Genomic DNA, 17,379 nt, shown 5'->3' with positions numbered 1-17,379 from the left:
GGCCGCAACTTAAGCATTACTCTCTGCAAAGCCCCCCGCTAGGGAGCGGTGCAGAGTTGTTGTTGTAAATCTTGGAGCCCGATCCCATCTTGCTCCGCGTAAAGAAGCTTATTGATGACCCTTGGTTTCTCGATAACACCCTCAAAAGCCTCACTACCGTCTGCACGGGCACCGATGAAAGTAGGCTGCATTAAAGGCTGATCAGTTTCAGGGCGACGCAATAGCGCTGTGCTTTCAAGAACAGACAGGCCGTTCCAATAGACTCGTAACACTGATTGCGCAGGCGTTTGAAGAGGGAAATCAACAGCTGCATCAACCTGCATGCCTACCACCAGTTTGTTGCACACCACAGCCTCTTCGAGAATAGAGCTGAATTGAACGACATCACCGTGCTGGATGCGCAAACGCCTATCCTGGAGCAGCTGAACCTGCCAGATGCCTGGCTGCTCAATTATCGTCTGCACCCGATCCACGAATGGACTTCCGCGTAGCGACAGCCCAATGCTGTAACCACCGAAAATCGGCGCACGCTGCATCGACCTGCCGCTCAGGATGCCAGGCTTGCCGTCTCCAGCCGGCTGCCAAGTCAGAGGAACCTCCCTCACATCCCGCTCCCAATCCCGTATCAGCGTATTTGCGGCGTCAAACGGAAAGGCCGGCACAGACTGATTGAATTGCGCTGCGCCTACTGGAGGTGCAATGGCAGCAGTCATCATTGGCCCGGTAAAAGGACGATAAAACAATCTCCCCTCATCGAACACACGTCCGCCATAGCTCATTCCAGTTGCATACGGGATAGCAAAGAAGAGCTTCTCGGGTCCGTGATACACATTACCCTGTATCAGAGGAACAAGGCTCTGCCCATCTATATCCAACGGCCGCTTGCTCCCAGCCAAAGCGACAATGGTTGGAAAGATATCCATGATCGTCGTAGGGACGCGGATGTCCTTTTCCTTAAGATGATTTGGCCAGTGCAGCAACAATGGACTGCGCTGCCCACCCTCCAAATAAGTGTCTTTGGTTCCACCAAACGGCCAATTACTATCGCGCGCTTTATTGGGTGAGCCGTTATCACTGGCAAAAACCACGATAGTATTTTCTGCCTGACCAGACTCCTGCAGGGCTTTCAGCAGCCGGGAAACGTTCTGATCTAAGCGGGAGAGTATCGCCAGATACCGCCCCTCTGGAGTATTGGGAAACTTCGCAGCATCCTCTGCAGGCGGCTGATGGGGGGTGTGGGGCGAGTAGAGCCAAAGGTTGATGAACCAGGGCTTAGCACCGGGCTTCTCGATAAGGCCGAGCGCCTTCTCGGTCAGAATGTCATCCAGGTAGCCTTCGAACTGGCGAGCCGGAGTACCGTTCTCCTGCAACCAAGGATTCCAGTGTGTTGGCTTCGTGCGGAGCGTTTCACCTCGGGAGTTAGGGCCCTTTAGAACAAAGTGATTAAGCATGCCGAACCAGTAATCGAACCCATGCTGGGACGGCTGGATGGATGAGTATTCCAAAGCCTCCCCCACGTGCCACTTGCCGATATGGGCTGTCCGATATCCCAAAGACTGTAGCTTTTTTGGCAGCGTATCCAGATCAGGCGAGAGCCCGAGTGCCGTGGGCTGAAAACCGATACTGGTAGGCTCGCGCCCTGTCAGTAGCGCAGCGCGGCTTGGCGAGCAAGTGCTATCGGTATAGTGCTGACGAAACCGCACAGACTGCTGACTTAGCTGATCCAATGTCGGCGTAGGAGCCGAACCATCCCCCCAACTACCCAGATCATTGTTGCCAAGATCATCGGCCAAAATCAGCAGGATGTTTGGCTTCAAGACTTGATCAGCATCATTGCCCGAACAGCCTGCAGACAGGAGAATGGCCAACAGAGAAAAACAGTACACCGCGGTTTTGCAAGAGCCCGCCACGAAAAGGACCTCTAATCAATGAGTGACGCATTATTCCCGAAGCTGGCCGGTAATCAACATGCTGTACCGGACGCGTCAGGCCTGCTGATCAACTATCAGGCGCTTAGAGATGCTCAAGAGCAGCTGGCAGGTATCTATCAGCGTAATCAGCCTTTTCCCCACATCGTTATCGATGATTTTCTGCCGGCCAGCACTCTTGCAAAACTGCTGCAGGAATATCCCCAAGACCAGAGTCTACCGGTGTGGAACGATGCTACACACAAAGATAAAAACAGCGGGGAATATGTCCAGAAGGACAAGCGCAACATCCGCGATAGCTTGCAGATGCCGCCAACCTATCGCCAGCTGATCTGGGAGCTGAACTCTCAGTACTTCTTGCACTTTCTTGCTGCCATGACCGGCATCGAACATCTGATTCCGGATCCAAACCTGCGCGGCGCCGGCATTCACCAGATCGGACGCGGAGGGTTTCTCAAGGTGCATGCCGACTTCGCGACTCACCGCGAATTCGCCCTCGACCGCCGCCTGAATTTTCTGCTCTACCTGAACCAGGACTGGCCAGAAAGCTATGGCGGCCATCTAGAACTTTGGGACAAGGAAATGCAGGGGCCGCCAAAGCGGATCCTGCCGATCCTGAACCGCTGTGTCGTGTTCAATACCACGTCGACCTCTTATCACGGTCATCCGCAGCCACTGACCTGCCCGGAAGATGTTTATCGCAAATCCATGGCGCTCTACTACTACACCAACGGTCGCCCTGCAGGAGAGGCCGAGCCTGGATTCGCTACGCTCTGGCAGGACGTCCCCGAAGCCTATCGGTAAGCACCGGCAGGTGTGACTTGAGCTTCAGGAAAGGTCTCTCGATAAGGCGATAGCAAACTATCGCCAACAGCCAGGAAAGGACGAAGCTAGCCCCGATGATCGCCAGGCTGCGTGGATCATCGGGCACCCACGTCCCTCCAGAGGCAGCCTTGAGCGGGTATATAAGGTAGAACTGGATCGGCACGTGCACCAGATACAGGGAGTAGGAGATGGTGCCAAAGTGACTAAATAACGGATTGACGAACAGCCACATCGTACGGCCAGTAATACAGAGGCTTGCGAGCAGCAGCCCCCCCCACAATAGCGCTTCAAGATCGTGATACAGCGGCATGATCAGAATGGCGTTCTTCTGCCCAACGCTCCCATACCAATGCAACAGCGCGAGCAGTGTCGCAAGCAGTAGCAGCGAGCAGAAGGCTGTAATCCGTGGCGCCCCCGCCAAGCGGACGAGGCCGCCGCTGAGATAGAACCAGCCGCATATCCCTCCCACGAGGAAAGCCAGCCCCCGCCCAAAGAGCGAAGATTGCAGCGCTAAAGACTGTCCCTTCGGCTGCAAAAGGAAGTAGCAATGCAGGCCGAACCAGACTGCTGCTGCAGCCAAAACCAAATAACGACCCCATCTAAAGTGCAGGCCCAACATCACCCAAGGCAGCAGCAGATAGAACTGCACCTCCGTGCACAACGACCACCAAGGCACGCTGAACGGAAAAATATCGAAGCCTACCGGGATAAATAGCAATGCCTTGAACGCACTTGCTCCGTTCGAACTGATCAGCCAGGCCACCAGAACCGCCGAGTAGTAGAGCGGCAATATTCTCAGCAGGCGCGCACCATAGAAACGGCCAATGCTTACCCGTTCACCCGCTTTAAGGGCCTGAATGAAAGGCTGTACAAGCAGGAAACCACTGAGGACAAAAAACAGCGTTACGCCTGTATTGCCTGCCGCCATGATCTTGAGCCATGACGAAGCCCCTTCCGCTAGCCCTGCAGGACTGTTGGTGATCAGGATGCCAACATAATGAAATGCAACCACCAGCAGAATTGCCCAGCCACGCAATGACTCCAACTGGGCAATGTATTTCCCTGGCTGGCGCAGCCCTACGGTTGCTTCCACCTGACTCATAAATACCCTATTCAGATAGCGCTACAGACTGACAGATGCTCGCGAGGCCCACCGCCCCAATAGATGCAGCAATCCGATATTAATGCCAGCAACGATAACCCTGCCCACGCCATGCATCTCTGTACATCGAATCAAGGCCGATGTTGGGATACCGGGCCATAGGTAGATTCCGGGTTGGCATAGCATTGGGCGACATCGCCATGCCACCTCGAATGAAATACTCCGATTACAGACCTACTCAAGCGCATGAAGAATATCTGTTGGCCGCGGCGCCCTACCTCAGGAGGCAGCATCTACCGGCTTATTGGCGCCCTGACCCAACCGTTTGATCTTGCGATTATTCTCAAGGTGCTTGCTGGCATGCACATAGAACGCTCGCAGAGCGGCGGCAGACTGCTCCGTCTGATTTTCGAACATCAACTTGAGCAGGTCGGGATCCTGACTACGATCACCGCCCGGCTTGCGCAAAACACCCAGGCCAAAGCCATGGTTGAAGGTGAACGTTTCATGTTGTCCGCGAATCTCGTCCCAGAATTTCCAGGCTCCGAAATCCTGCAGACGAGCCTGCACGTCATGGAACAGGATTATCCCGCCCGGTTTGACCTTCGGATACCAGTTGGCGAAGTCAGCACTTACCGCTTCGTAGGTGTGGAAACCGTCGATATGCAACAGATCGACACTGTCTTCATTGAAGTGCTTCAAGGCATCTTCAAAGAACATCCGCATCAGATAAGAAAAACCGTGGTAGTGCTGACGGTTGTGGCCATTCACTGAGTTGAATACCGACTCGTCGTACTTGTCGGTGTGCTCATCACCCTCAAATGTGTCAATGGCGTAGCACAGACCGTCGATCTCATTTTCCTTCATCGATTGGCAAAAGGTGAAATAGGACAACCCTTTGTGAGTACCCAACTCGACCAGCATCTTCGGCCGCAGGGCAGCAACCAAGTCGTAACCAAATGGCAAATGATCAACCCAAGTACTGAACACCATATGCAGGGGTTCGAAACGGCGGATTGAAGGCGGCATGTAAACAAGGCTCATGTTTTTATTCCCTGCAGAATTTGCGGTTGCGTTAATTTGTCTTTGAGAAGAAGAGAAGGCTTTTCGATTAACCAATACAATACTTGAGCCAGCGCTATAGAGAGCAACACAGCTAATATCGCCGCGAGCCAAGACGCATAAAACCCAGCATGCTCTTGGAGCACTTGAATAATCGGCATGTGCACAAGATATAACGAAAAGGATATCTTGCCGAAGAAACGGGTCAGTCGATTATCCAGCAGACTGAATGACGGCTGCTTACGCGCTAACATGACCCAGGTGATGCCCCCCCACAGCAGGGCCTCTGGCAACACATACCAAGGCGCATGCCAAATGTAGTTTTGCGGCTGCATTGCCGCAGCAGGTGATAATACCCAGGCTAAGAGCAGCAATAAAACCGACAAGATCAGCGTCGACATGGACACGCTCAGGCGTCGATGCCCATGCTTGAGCAGCAAGACCAAAAGCATACCGACCAGAAAAGCCGGCATCTGCCCTATCACTGAAAGAATCAGGCGGTACTGCAATTCAAAGCCTATGCGGCCAGCAGCCCATTTACTGATAACCAGCAGGTAAAGAGCCAGACCAACCCCACACAGCAACAGCATTGCTTTCCGGCGTTGAAGATTACACAGCGTCAGAAACAGAAAGGGCACTAGCAGGTAGAACTGAACCTCCGTGGCCAGGCTCCACCATACAGTACTGAAATACCCTAGGTCATAGCCTGTTGCGCGGATTAGCAATACCGACGACCACTGATCATATTGTTGGGTGTAGAGAAGACCGAACAAGCCCACCACGTAGTAGGGCGGCAGAATACGCAGCGCACGCTGCAGAGCGTACTTACTAAAGGATGGCAACTCTCCTCGCTGCAATCCCTCAAAAAACGGCCTACTTACCAAGAAGCCGCTCAACAAGAAAAAGAGCGTCACGCCGGTATTACCAGCCCAAAGAAACGACAGCGGAAAAAGACTTTCCGGCAACTCCGGCATTACACCAAGCTGATCCCAGGCGTGATAGAAAATCACAAGCAGAATAGCCACGCCACGAAGCCCATCGAGTGGCCTGAGTCGCCCAGCGACCTTCACTGAAGCTCCTGACGCATACGCTCCTTGGCGCGTTCGTCGGCATAAAGCTCTTCGTTATGCTCGGCAAAACGACGAGCCCTGTGTATGCCCCGCTCGGCGGAGTGTTGGAGATAGCGAAGCGCCGAACTTGGTACTTTACCCAGCAGGATTGGCTCCACGCTTGGCGAACGAAAAGGCTGGCCCAGCAGCTGCGTAAGTTGCTCGTTCTGCCGACGCAAGATGGCCTCGCGCTTCTCAACTTCGGAGGTGGTCACCCCTCCGTGCAATTGATGGAATGAACCCTCCCCAGGCAGCATGAAGAATCGCGTACGCGGATGCATCGCCACCTTGCGGTAGATGCATAGATTCAATGCACCACCGCCCGGCAGGTCAAAGCGCTCATCTGCCTGTCCGATTTCCCGGAAAACCTCGGCGGACATGAACAGGCAATTACACTCCATGAACGGATGAAAGACCCCGTTGGGGTTGGCGCCACTCAGGCAGGAGATGTCGAACAAGCTGTAACCATTGCGTTGCCAGTCGATCTCATCCAGCAGTGCCTGCTCCTTCTCCTCGGTATATCTATGAGTCAGGTGGAATTGCTGCTCGTTCTCGCCAAGGTGATACCCGGGAACCGCCACCATCGCAGACTCGTGCAGGGCAAATGCCATCAGCACGTTCTGCACTACACCCGGCGTCACCATCCGCGCACCGTCAATCATCAGGCCGATGAATTGGCCGCGCGCCTGGGCAAAACCGAAGTTGATCGCAGCGGCCGGTGAAACGCCCGATTCGTCGCGCAGAAAGTAGTGGAAGTTGCCGGGTAACGCAGCAATGGCTGCGGCGTCCATGTTCCGCTTCGAGCGGTTCTCCACCAAGATCACTTCGTAATCCGCCGCCTCAACGCCCTGCTGATAAGCAGGACTGAGGCTGATAAGGGTATTGAGTGCCTGACGGGGCATGTCATACGCAATGACGATGATTGAGAGAAGCGGCTTACTCACTATCCACCCACCTTTTCCAGCGACAGCCGCACGAAGCGATAGACACTTGGATGCGGGCTACCCAGCAGGATCGGTCGCACATCCGGTGGCGAGCGGTCATCACCGCGGATTTCGCGATCCTGATCATCCAGTGCCTTGTAGATCACATCGCGTTCGGCCTTGCGCGTACCGGTCGTCACGCCACCATGGAACTGGTGAAACGAACCCTCTCCGAACAACAGGTAAAAAGGCGTATCGGGATATTCCAGCAGGCGTTTGTAGAGATCCAGGTTGGCGTTGCCTCCGCCAAAGTCGTTGTAACGGACATCCATCCCGCCAAGTGCCTGCCACTTGCGCACCGACATGCAGATGAAATTGCTCTCATAGTTAGAGCGGAAAAACCCGCCCTGACAGGAGCCACTGAGTACAGCTATGTCATACAGGCGATAACCGTCCTTGGGCCACTCAATGCTAGCCAACAGCTTGGCCTCGGCTTTCTCGTCATAGCCTTCGTTGACAGCCACCTGCTGCAGCTTGTGACCGATGTGGTAACCAGGCGCGGATACCGCCGCATGGGGTGCCATACGAAAAGCCTCAAGAGCCAGACGTACCACACCGGGCGTGACCATGCGCGCGCCGTCAATCATGATCGCAATATGACTACCGGTCGCCTGCTCAGCACCAAAATTAATGGCATTTACAGGGGAACGCAGCGTTTCCTGACGGTGGAAGTAGCGAACGTTGGACGCATGCCGCAGTGCCCGCTCCTGCCCCAGCAGGCGGTCGGAGTGGTTCTCGACCACTATCACTTCGTAATCGTCCTCACTGACACCCTGCTGATAGGCAGGGCTCAGCGAATAAAGCGTTTTATCCGCCTGATCAGGCATTTTGTAGACGATTAGCACAATCGAAAGGCGGGGAATTCGGCGAAAAATCGACATCAATCAGTACCCGTTAGCGCGCACAGCGACACAATTCGCGATAGAGCTTCTGCAGCTCGGCAGGTAGCGACTGACGCATTTGCTTGTGGTGTTTCAGTTCAGGGCTAAAGAAGCGCTCTTCGGTTGAAGGCTCAAGCCCGAGCTCTTCGAGAACAACATCCAGCTTGCGATGCAGCACGGCCTCGTCTTCGTCGAAGCACAGCAAAGGAAATGCACCCTCCCGATACAATTTGAGCAACCGCTTGTTGTATGCCAGCCAGAGGGCAAACGCCTGCTCCTGAGGCATACCGCCGCGTGCCGCAAGAGATTGAGCGACTGCTGTCGGGTGACGGAAAATTCCGACGAAACGTAGCTCCGGCAACAGCTCTTGCCACCCCTCGACTAGCAACAAGGCGCGTGGATCCTTGAACCCCCAGCGCGCCACGCCATCGTAATCGGCAATCAATTCGCGAGCCCTGCTACGTTCCGCGTCGGTCCATACCACCGGCTCGGTTGGTGGGTTATCCCAGGCAAATCCACGAGCAGCCAAAACCTCGTCACTGAATGCGACGATCTCCAGATTTTCCCGGTTGCCCTTGAGGTTATGCGGGTTCCAGGCGCTGAACTTGCCCAGTTCCAGGCCAGACTGCTGCAAGGAACCGGTCAGAAAACTGGTACCGCTACGATGCATGCCCACCACCATAAGCGTGACTCTTTCAGGGCGCGATTGGGGCGCCTCGGCGCGGGCAAACAAGGATCGGAGAAACCGCATAGCCTTCCTAATTGTTCTTATAGGCACTGCGCGACCATCTGGCAGCAAATCGCCAAGTCATGCAGGCAACGTGATGAAAAAGGAGAGCATTGTGGTTAAATGATCGCCCCTTTTCAATCGGCCTTTGTCGGGATGAATTACAAGGAAATTTTGCTGTATGGAATCTATAGCGACCTACGCACCGAAGTCGCTAGGCGCTTCCTAGGCTTTCTCTGGTGGATCATTGATCCTGTTCTGTACATGGGCGCCTTCTATGTCGTTTTCGCCCTCGCCTTGCGCCAGGGGGGGGAGGATTACGCCCCATTTTTGCTGATCGGGATGGTTGTCTGGAAGTGGTTCGACAGTACTGTGCGCCAAGCTAGCGTGGCCATCGTGGGCAACGCCGGCCTGATCCAGCAGATTCACATTCCCAAAAGCCTTCTCGTGCTTATTCAGATTTTCAGCAATGCATTCAAGTTCATCATTGTTCTAGTGCTGCTGCTGGTGTTTTTGCTTGCCATCGGCAAACGGCCCTCGCTGCACTGGCTTGCCTTGGTACCCATTATCCTGACACAGCTTTATCTGGTTACGGCTGTAGGGCTGTTGCTCGCCGGCATCATTCCTTTGGCGCAAGACTTCAAACAGGTCGTAGATAACCTTTTGATGGTGATGATGTTCCTGTCGGGAATATTCTTCACGGCCGACCGGATGCCCGACTCGCTGCGCTTTGCCTTTGAACTCAACCCCATGGTTGTCCTGATTCAGGCTTTCCGCAGCGTGCTACTGCACAATCAGTGGCCTGACCCATCACATCTTTTGTATGTACTTGTAGTGGCTACACCCCTGCTGATATTTGCCGTGCTGTTCATTCGCAAGAATGAGCGGCGTTATCCCAAGCTGATGCTCTGAAGAGTGCTATGAGCGGAAAGAAAATACTCGAAGCCAAGAATGTAGGTATCTGCTATCGCCAGCGGGCAGGCTTTCTGCGCTATGACCACTACTGGGCGCTGAAAGATGTGAGTTTTGATCTTCGCGCTGGAGAAACGCTAGGCGTGATCGGCGCCAACGGGGCAGGAAAAAGCACCCTGCTGCGAATGATCGCGGGAATTGTTGAGCCGGACTGCGGGGAGCTGTGGCGCGAGCCCGGCACAACCGCCAGCCTACTAGCACTCAATGTCGGGTTGAAAAACGAACTATCGGGCCGGGAAAACGCCATTATCAGCGGCCTACTACTAGGTATGAGCCTGGCTCACATCAAGTCCTTACTCGAAGATATTCACAAATTCAGTGGACTGGGAGCCTTCTTCGAACGCCCCGTAGGTAGTTATTCCACCGGCATGCGCGCTCGACTTGGCTTTGCAGTAGCGATTCATGCAGATCCGGATATTTTATTGATCGATGAAGTCTTGGGGGTCGGCGACCAAAACTTCAAAGACAAATCGCACAAGGCAATGAAGCAGAAGATCAGCTCCAACAAAACCGTCGTTCTGGTTTCACACAGCATGGACGCTATTAAGTCCTTGTGCGACCGGGTCATCTGGATACATGAAGGTAAAAGCATTATTTGTGACGAAGCAAACTACGTCACCAACGGCTATTTAGAAGTAGTCGGCACAGCATTGCAGGAAGAGGTAGAGCGGCGCCGCGCAGGCATAGAGCCAGCCGAACTCTGACCCCTTCAACCACGAACAATAAGAATGGGTCCATGAGCCCAATGAGACATGTATGAGCATTGAGTGCAAAAGAGTTCTGATGGTTCTGGGCATGCATCGCAGCGGCACCAGTGCACTCACCCGCGGCTTGGAAGTTCTAGGCGCAGAGCTGGGCCAGAGCCTGATGCCGGCCGCCAAGGACAATAATGATAAGGGTTTCTTCGAGGACATCGACTTTCACGCCCTCAACTCCCGACTCCTTGCCCACCTGGGCTCGACCTGGGACAAGCTAGCTCCGCTGCAGACGAACAGCCTGCTGCAACCTGAATTCTCGGCGCTGTTAGACGACGCGGAACGCATCCTCTCCAGCAAACTTGCGCAAACGCAGTGTTTGGCAATCAAGGATCCACAAGCCTCGTTGTTGCTGCCGTTCTGGCAGCACGTTTTCAGCCGGTTAGGCGTCAAGGTCCAGTACCTGATCTGCTTCCGCAACCCACTCAGTGTCGCTGCATCTTTGCGCAAAAGAGATGGTATCTACCCTGTGCAAGCGCAGCTGCTGTGGGCAAAGTACTCGCTGTCGGCGATCCAGAACACCATGACCCAGGACGCCTTAGTAGTAGATTACGACAACCTCATGGAGAACCCGCAGGAAGAGCTGCGACGCATCGCTAGAGCATTTGATTTGCCATCTCCGGACTCTGCCCCCGAAGCATTCGCGGCCTTCAGCCAGGAGTTCTTGGCACAGGATCTACGTCACTCGAAGTTCAACGATGAGCATTTAAATACCCCCAGCGAAGTGCTGCAGATTATTCGCGATCTCAATGCACTGTTGAAATCCATCGCCAAGAACGACAAGTTATCTGCGGCGGAACATCTGATCGCGGAATGCAGCCGGCTGTCGGCGACTATCGCCACGCTCGAACCCATCGCCCGGGAGCTGGACGCATTAAACAGCCTGGTGACGCCGGAAGACCTGCAGCGCGAGCGCGACAGCCTGCTGTCTCAAACAGCCAGGCTGCAGGATGAATGCAAGGATGCATGGGCGGAGCATGCGAAAGTGCTTGAGCAGCTGGATCGCATCCGCAGCAACCTCCTTTTTAGAGCCTTGCGGACCCTCAAGGACTACCGCTCTGCACCCAAGCTCATCGTGCACAGCATCTCCCTGGCAACCCGCAGCCTCTGGCAGAACCTGCCGGGTTCAACTACCCAGAAACAACTCGCCAAGGATTGGCTTTTCCGCCATACCGGAAGCCTGTTTCTGCGAACCAGAACCTACCAAAACTGGCTCCTTGCCAGCGGACAAAAAGGTAGTAGCGTTGAGGGTGCACCGCTCAATTGGCTTAACGAACCGATCCAGCAGGTAAGGCGGCTGCGCACCGACGTTCCCGCCCAGCAGCCAGCCCGCTTGCTTGCCTTCTATCTTCCCCAGTACCACGCCATACCAGAAAACGACGAATGGTGGGGCGAAGGCTTCACCGAATGGACCAACGTCAAACCGGCCCAGCCGCACTATAGAGGTCACTATCAGCCCCATATTCCTGGGGAGCTCGGCTACTACAACCTGGAAGATCCCGAGACACAGAGACGCCAAGTAGAGCTGGCCAAGCTCTACGGTATCGCGGGCTTTTGTTTCTATTTCTACTGGTTCGGCGGCAAGCGCCTGCTTGAAAAGCCAATCGAGAATTACCTGCAGAACCGCGATCTGGATCTCCCCTTCTGCCTCTGCTGGGCCAATGAAAACTGGAGCAGGCGCTGGGACGGGCTGGATGACCAGATACTGATCGGGCAGAAACACTCGGCCGACGATGATCTGGCCTTCATCGCCCATGTGGCCGAGTACCTACGCGACGAGCGCTACATCCGTATCGATGGCAAGCCCCTGCTTCTAGTCTACCGCCCCGGCGAACTGCCCGACGCCAAGGCCACGGCGGCGCGCTGGCGCGCCTGGTGCCGCGAGAATGGTGTCGGCGAGATTTATCTGGCCTATACCCAGTCTTTCGACAAGGCGCACCCCGCCCGGTACGGATTCGACGCCGCCGTCGAATTCCCGCCCAATGGCACCGTGCCCGATGATGTCACCGACAGCGTACTGCCCCTGAAGGACAACTTCCTAGGCAAGGTATATGACTGGCGCACCTACCTGAAACGCAGCGCCAAACTTACTACTCCCAAATACACCCTGTTCCGTGGGGTCTGCCCATCCTGGGACAATACCGCTCGACGCAAGGAGCGTGGCACCTCCTTCATCAACAGCTCGCCACGCGGTTATCAGGAGTGGTTGTTCAACACCATCAAGGACACCGTGCGCAGATTTCCCCAGAAAGATCAGCGACTGGTGTTTATCAATGCCTGGAACGAATGGGCGGAAGGTGCCCACCTCGAGCCCGATCAGCGTTATGGCTATGGCTATCTGGAAGCATCGCGGATGGCCTGTCTGCGAGCAGGCTTACAGTCATCCTCACCTGTGGCCAACCCACGCCCAGGTATCGCCGTAGTGATTCATGCCTACTATATGGATGTGTTCGAGGAGATACTCGAGCACATTCGCCAGATTCGCCACATCCCCCTCAAACTCTATATTTCAACGCCTGTAGGGCAAGGCGAAGCGATCCGCAACCGACTGGTGAATAGCAATCTCGACTATTGCCTGCATGAACTGCCCAATCATGGACGGGACGTCTTGCCTTTCCTGAAACTGCTTCCCCAGATCGTTCAGGATGGGTTTGCAACGCTGGTCAAGGTACATACCAAGAAGTCGACCCATCGCCAGGACGGCGATAGCTGGCGTAAGGATCTTTACGCAAAACTGTTGGATCAACAGGCACTTTCCGAAGCCATGTCGTCTTTTGCCAACGACCCGAGCCTGGGTATCCTGGGGCCGGCAGGCCATGTGGTGCCCATGAGTTTCTACTGGGGATCGAATGCCCTGGCGGTGGAAAAACTGGCCTGCAGACTCGGGATCAGCCCTGCGGAGCTGAGCCGCGCCAGTTTTGTAGCGGGAACCATGTTCTTCGCCAAAACCAGCGCGCTGCTGCCGCTCATGAACCTTGCACTGGCAGATGAAGATTTCGAGACTGAAGGTGGGCAGGTAGACGGCACTTTCGCCCATGCCATGGAGCGCGCCATTGCCATCAGTGCAAGTGCGGCCGGCCTGAAGCTGCGGAGCTGCGATGGCACTCCGAGCAACAAGCGCTATGCCTACGCCGAAGCTGCCCTGTGAGGCTGTCGGGATGACGAATGAGGGAGGCCCGTACTGTGCCGGATGAACTCTTGCAAGCCAGACACAGCCGCTCATCCGATGAGGAGGAAGTGGCAGCCAAATCAACGGTGGCGATTCTTCTCTCGACATTCAACGGGGAGAAGTACCTGGCCGAACAGCTCGATTCGATAGCAGCCCAGACTCACCAGGATTGGGTAATCGTGGCCTCCGACGACGGCTCCCAAGACAGTACCCTGAGCATTCTCGAACACTATCGCCGTCGCTTCGGGGATGATCGACTACGGATCGTCAAAGGCCCGGGGAGAGGCTTTGCCGCGAACTTCCTGTCCATGGCGACGGATACGTCGATCCATGCATCGTTCTTTGCATTCTGCGACCAGGATGACCTTTGGCATCCAGACAAACTGGAGCGCGCCCTTACCTGGCTCGAACAGCAGCCGCTCGGCAGTGCAGCGCTCTACTGCTCGCGGACACGCCTGGTCGACGCCACGGGGCATCCCCAGGGGTTATCCCCGCTCTTCGACAAGCCGCCGTCCTTCCGTAATGCACTGGTACAGAGTCTCGCTGGCGGTAACACCATGGTTTTCAATCGCCCCGCACGCGACCTACTTGCTCAAGCAGGCAACGTGCAGGTGATCTCACACGATTGGTGGTTCTACATCCTGGCCACAGGGCATGGCGGTCATGTCCACTACGACCCCAAGCCGACCATCGACTACCGTCAGCATGGCAGCAACCTGATCGGAGCCAATTCGGGCATATCCGACCGGATTTTCCGCATCCGCCGTATGTTGTTAGGGGATTTCAACCAGTGGAACGATGTCAACCTGAACGCCCTGGCGCCACAGGTCGGGTTGCTGACCCAGGCCAATAGGGTTGTCCTCGACCGGTTCTCCAAAGCACGTACGGCACGCCTGCCGTTGCGGGTGCAGACTATGCTGCGGGCGGGGGTGTACCGGCAGACGCTCCTGGGTAACCTCGGCCTCGTCGCCGCGACCTTGCTGCGCAAAATATGAACCACGCGCAAGTCAGAGACTCTATAGGTTCAACTTCATTTGAATTCGTATAAGGAACACACGATGCACTACCTGCGCTTAACCTCGATCGCCGTGCTGCTGACTGCGTCATGCGCAGCTTCCGCCACCAGCTTCGTAGTCACCACCGACACCCTCGGCAGCGCCACAGTCGGCACTACCGATACCACCTCCGATATCTCCTCATCCTTCGGTGACGACAAGATCGTGTTGGCCGCGCGTGACGATGCCGCCAGCTTCGTCGCCAGCCAGGGGGAGATTCGTGGCGCTCGCCTGGAGGCCGCCCTGCAGCACATTCGCCAGCAGGCACCCCAGCTGCAGGCCGATGATCTGCAACTGGCCCAGGCCATTCTCGTACTCTGAAGGCTGCGCGCACCGACTTAAGTCGGACACGCCTCTGTGAGAGCGGATTTATCCGCAATGCCGTGCAGCTTTAGCCCAGCGTGGCTAAAGCCGCGCTCACAAGATTGGCGGTGGCCTGCGTGAACGCCGTCGCGGCCGCAGGTCATCGGACTTGAACTGGCGCAGGCTATTTTCGTCCAATAGGCAGGTTCCCTGCTTATCTGGAGTTGTCATGCGTAACCTGTTGCCCACCCTTCTCGCTGCCACCCTCTGCCTTGGCGCCGTCAGCGTCCAGGCGCAAACTCTGGTGGCCACCAGCAACATCATCATCCGTGCGCTGGACCGCAGCTTCGACTTCACCTCTGACACCACCACCTCGATCCGCGATATGAAAGTCGTGCGCGCCGCCCGCGATGATGCCGCCAGCTTCGTCGCCAGCGCCGGTGACATCCGCGGTGCAGAGCTGGAGGCCGCCTTCGCCACCCTGCGTGAACGTCTGCCGGAAGCCCGCGGCGCCTCCGACCAGGAACTCGCCGAAGCCATCCTCGCCCTGTGAGGACACCCGTCGTGCGCTGGCTGCTGGCCGTGCTGCTGGCAACCACCACGGCGGTCCAGGCCGAACTGCGCCTTAGCCTGGACAGTGAAGGACTCAGCGCCGCCGAACGCCAGCTCAGCCAGCAGCTGATCGACGAGGCCCTAGCCACACTGCCGCCCAGCTTTATCCAGCGCCTGGATCGGCAGGTACGGGTGGGCTGGCAGGATGACCTGCCGGCCAACGCCTACGGGCGCATCACCCGTCTCGATGCCCTGAGCCTCAATACCAACCTGCTGCCACACCTGCTCGACCCACAGCAGGCCGACGCACCGAGTGGCCGCCCCCACGGCACCCTGCGCCGCGAAGTGCTCGCCACCATAGTCCACGAGCTGACCCACCTGTATGACCGTGCCCGCCTGTGGTCCGCTGCCGAACAGCACCTGCTGCAACGCTGCCAGGGCCGCGTCGCCAGCAATGGCAGGGTCGGCCTGGCGGATGAATGCCGCGGCCAGGATGCACGGCGCTTCACCCTCAGCGACGACCCGCGCCTGCTCGACCTGGCCGGCTGGCAACAGGCGGTTGGCAAACGCGGCAGGCGCGAGCAGGACAACGGCCAGAACAGCCGCAGCCCCGACCTGTACGAGCTGAGCAATCCGCGCGAGTTTGTCGCGGTGAATCTCGAGTACTTCCTCCTCGACCCGAGCTACGCCTGCCGCCGGCCGGCCCTGCAGCGCTACTTCGCCACGCATTTCGCCTGGACGCCGGCCAAGCAGCAGGCCTGCGCCGATGGCTATGCCTACCTCAACGCCGGCCGCGACTTCGCCCGCCAGCCTCTCGGCCAGCTCGACCCCGAACGGGTCTACCAGGTCGACTACCTGCTCGCCGAGCCCAACCAGCAGTGGGCCAGCCGCTGGGGCCACAGCATGCTGCGCCTGGTGATCTGCGCGCCGGGACGGCCGCGTGGTCCGGATTGCCGCCTGGATCTGCAGGAGCACTTGGTGCTGTCCTACCGCGCCTTCGTCGGCGATGTGCAGCTGTCCAGCTGGGACGGCCTGACCGGAGCCTACCCTTCGCGCCTGTTCGTCCTGCCGCTGGCCCAGGTGATCGAGGAATACACCAAGGTCGAGCTGCGCGGCCTGGTCTCGGTGCCCCTCAAGCTGCAACGCAGCGAGCTGGAGCAGCTGGTCGAACGCGCCGCCGAGCTGCACTGGAGCTACGACGGCGACTACTGGTTCCTATCCAACAACTGCGCGGTGGAAACCCTCAAGCTGCTGCGTAGCGGCACCGGCCACGATGAGCTACAGGCCCTCGACAGCATCATGCCCAACGGCCTGCTGGATATCCTCGAAGGCCGCGGTCTGGCCGACCGCAGCGTGCTGGCCGACCCGCGCGAGGCGCTGCGCCTGGGCTACCGTTTCGATTCCTTCCGCGACCGCTACCAGGCCATGTTCGCCGTGCTACGCGCCCAGCTGCCGGTGCCGCAGGAGCAGGTCGAAGACTGGCTGCAGCTGCCGGCCGAGCAACGTCGCCACTGGTTCGCCCGCGCCGACCTGCGCACCAGCGCGGCCCTGTTGCTGCTCGAACAGGCCGCCTTGCGCCGCCAGCTGCTGCTGGCCCAGGAAGACCTCAAGCAGCGCTACCTCAAGGCCCGCGAGCAACACCAGCCCGGTTTCGGCGAGGCCGACAACACGCTGCGACAGATCCTCGCCAACAGCGGCTTCCTCAGCCGCCCGGCGGAACTGCTCGACGCCGGCTACGGCCTACCGCAACGCAGCGAATGGCAACGCCTGGAGCAGGAGAGTACGACACGCCAGCAGGCCCTGCGCCAGCTCAGCGACGACCTCGACCGCGAAGTGCGGCGCCTGCTCGAACCGCAGCGCCTGTCCGAACTGGAGGCCGGCGAGGCCAACCTCAAGCAGCTCGGCACGCACCTGCGCAACCTGCACAAGGCTGGCGGCGGGCTGCTGCTGCCCTGA

Annotated in this window: 15 protein-coding genes; 8 read left to right on the top strand and 7 right to left on the bottom strand. The window is 57.2% G+C overall.

Going from position 1 to position 17,379, the window contains the following annotated elements; genetic code table 11:
• Positions 1-38: 38 nt before the first annotated feature.
• Positions 39-1,868, bottom strand: coding sequence for a sulfatase-like hydrolase/transferase (locus tag H3H45_RS05565; protein ID WP_235983356.1), 1,830 nt, complete (start codon positions 1,866-1,868; stop codon positions 39-41).
• Positions 1,869-1,928: 60 nt separating this feature from the next.
• Here H3H45_RS05565 and H3H45_RS05560 point away from each other — a divergent pair, with 60 nt between their 5' ends.
• A complete protein-coding gene (locus tag H3H45_RS05560; protein ID WP_182832716.1) occupies positions 1,929-2,732 on the top strand; it encodes a 2OG-Fe(II) oxygenase in 804 nt (267 codons plus the stop codon).
• Here H3H45_RS05560 and H3H45_RS05555 read toward each other — a convergent pair.
• From H3H45_RS05555 to H3H45_RS05530, 6 genes are all read right to left on the bottom strand, one after another.
• Positions 2,695-3,855, bottom strand: coding sequence for an acyltransferase family protein (locus tag H3H45_RS05555; RefSeq protein ID WP_182832715.1), 1,161 nt, complete (start codon positions 3,853-3,855; stop codon positions 2,695-2,697). The genes H3H45_RS05560 and H3H45_RS05555 overlap by 38 nt on opposite strands.
• 279 nt (positions 3,856-4,134) lie before the next feature.
• Positions 4,135-4,899: a class I SAM-dependent methyltransferase gene (locus H3H45_RS05550; protein ID WP_182832714.1), complete on the bottom strand. Its 765-nt coding sequence runs from the start codon at positions 4,897-4,899 to the stop codon at positions 4,135-4,137.
• Positions 4,896-5,987, bottom strand: coding sequence for an acyltransferase family protein (locus tag H3H45_RS05545; RefSeq protein WP_328822252.1), 1,092 nt, complete (start codon positions 5,985-5,987; stop codon positions 4,896-4,898). The genes H3H45_RS05550 and H3H45_RS05545 overlap by 4 nt, the downstream gene beginning before the upstream one ends.
• Positions 5,984-6,970, bottom strand: a complete 987-nt coding sequence (locus H3H45_RS05540; protein ID WP_182832712.1) for a glycosyltransferase — start codon at positions 6,968-6,970, stop codon at positions 5,984-5,986. The genes H3H45_RS05545 and H3H45_RS05540 overlap by 4 nt, the downstream gene beginning before the upstream one ends.
• Entirely contained in the window at positions 6,970-7,890 is a 921-nt protein-coding gene (locus H3H45_RS05535; protein WP_182832711.1) for a glycosyltransferase, read from the bottom strand. Before H3H45_RS05535 ends, H3H45_RS05540 begins: the two co-directional genes overlap by 1 nt.
• A 13-nt stretch (positions 7,891-7,903) precedes the next feature.
• Entirely contained in the window at positions 7,904-8,560 is a 657-nt protein-coding gene (locus H3H45_RS05530; RefSeq protein WP_235983354.1) for a sulfotransferase family protein, read from the bottom strand.
• Between the two features lie 180 nt (positions 8,561-8,740).
• On the opposite strand from H3H45_RS05530, the gene H3H45_RS05525 reads away from it, so the two are divergent.
• The 7 genes from H3H45_RS05525 to H3H45_RS05495 all read left to right on the top strand — a co-directional run bounded on the left by H3H45_RS05525 (position 8,741) and on the right by H3H45_RS05495 (position 17,379).
• On the top strand, positions 8,741-9,529 hold the full coding sequence (locus H3H45_RS05525) for an ABC transporter permease (RefSeq protein WP_235983352.1): 789 nt from the start codon (positions 8,741-8,743) through the stop codon (positions 9,527-9,529).
• A gap of 8 nt (positions 9,530-9,537) precedes the next feature.
• Entirely contained in the window at positions 9,538-10,293 is a 756-nt protein-coding gene (locus H3H45_RS05520; protein WP_182832709.1) for an ABC transporter ATP-binding protein, read from the top strand.
• Positions 10,294-10,345: 52 nt separating this feature from the next.
• Complete coding sequence (locus H3H45_RS05515) at positions 10,346-13,492, top strand: glycoside hydrolase family 99-like domain-containing protein (RefSeq protein ID WP_182832708.1); 3,147 nt, start codon at positions 10,346-10,348, stop codon at positions 13,490-13,492.
• 35 nt (positions 13,493-13,527) lie between these two features.
• Complete coding sequence (locus H3H45_RS05510; RefSeq protein WP_328822251.1) at positions 13,528-14,508, top strand: glycosyltransferase family 2 protein; 981 nt, start codon at positions 13,528-13,530, stop codon at positions 14,506-14,508.
• A 63-nt stretch (positions 14,509-14,571) separates the two neighbouring features.
• Complete coding sequence (locus H3H45_RS05505) at positions 14,572-14,889, top strand: DUF2388 domain-containing protein (protein ID WP_182832706.1); 318 nt, start codon at positions 14,572-14,574, stop codon at positions 14,887-14,889.
• A 211-nt stretch (positions 14,890-15,100) separates the two neighbouring features.
• Positions 15,101-15,424 carry a DUF2388 domain-containing protein gene (locus tag H3H45_RS05500; RefSeq protein WP_182832705.1) on the top strand — a complete coding sequence of 108 codons (324 nt, stop codon included), beginning with the start codon at positions 15,101-15,103 and terminating at the stop codon, positions 15,422-15,424.
• 11 nt (positions 15,425-15,435) lie between these two features.
• Positions 15,436-17,379 (top strand): DUF7844 domain-containing protein, encoded by a 1,944-nt coding sequence (locus H3H45_RS05495; protein WP_328822250.1) that lies wholly within the window; start codon positions 15,436-15,438, stop codon positions 17,377-17,379.

This window comes from Aquipseudomonas guryensis, assembly GCF_014164785.1.
In the GTDB taxonomy this organism is placed as follows: Bacteria; Pseudomonadota; Gammaproteobacteria; order Pseudomonadales; family Pseudomonadaceae; genus Aquipseudomonas; species Aquipseudomonas guryensis.
This window is presented reverse-complemented; position numbering and strand designations above follow the sequence as displayed.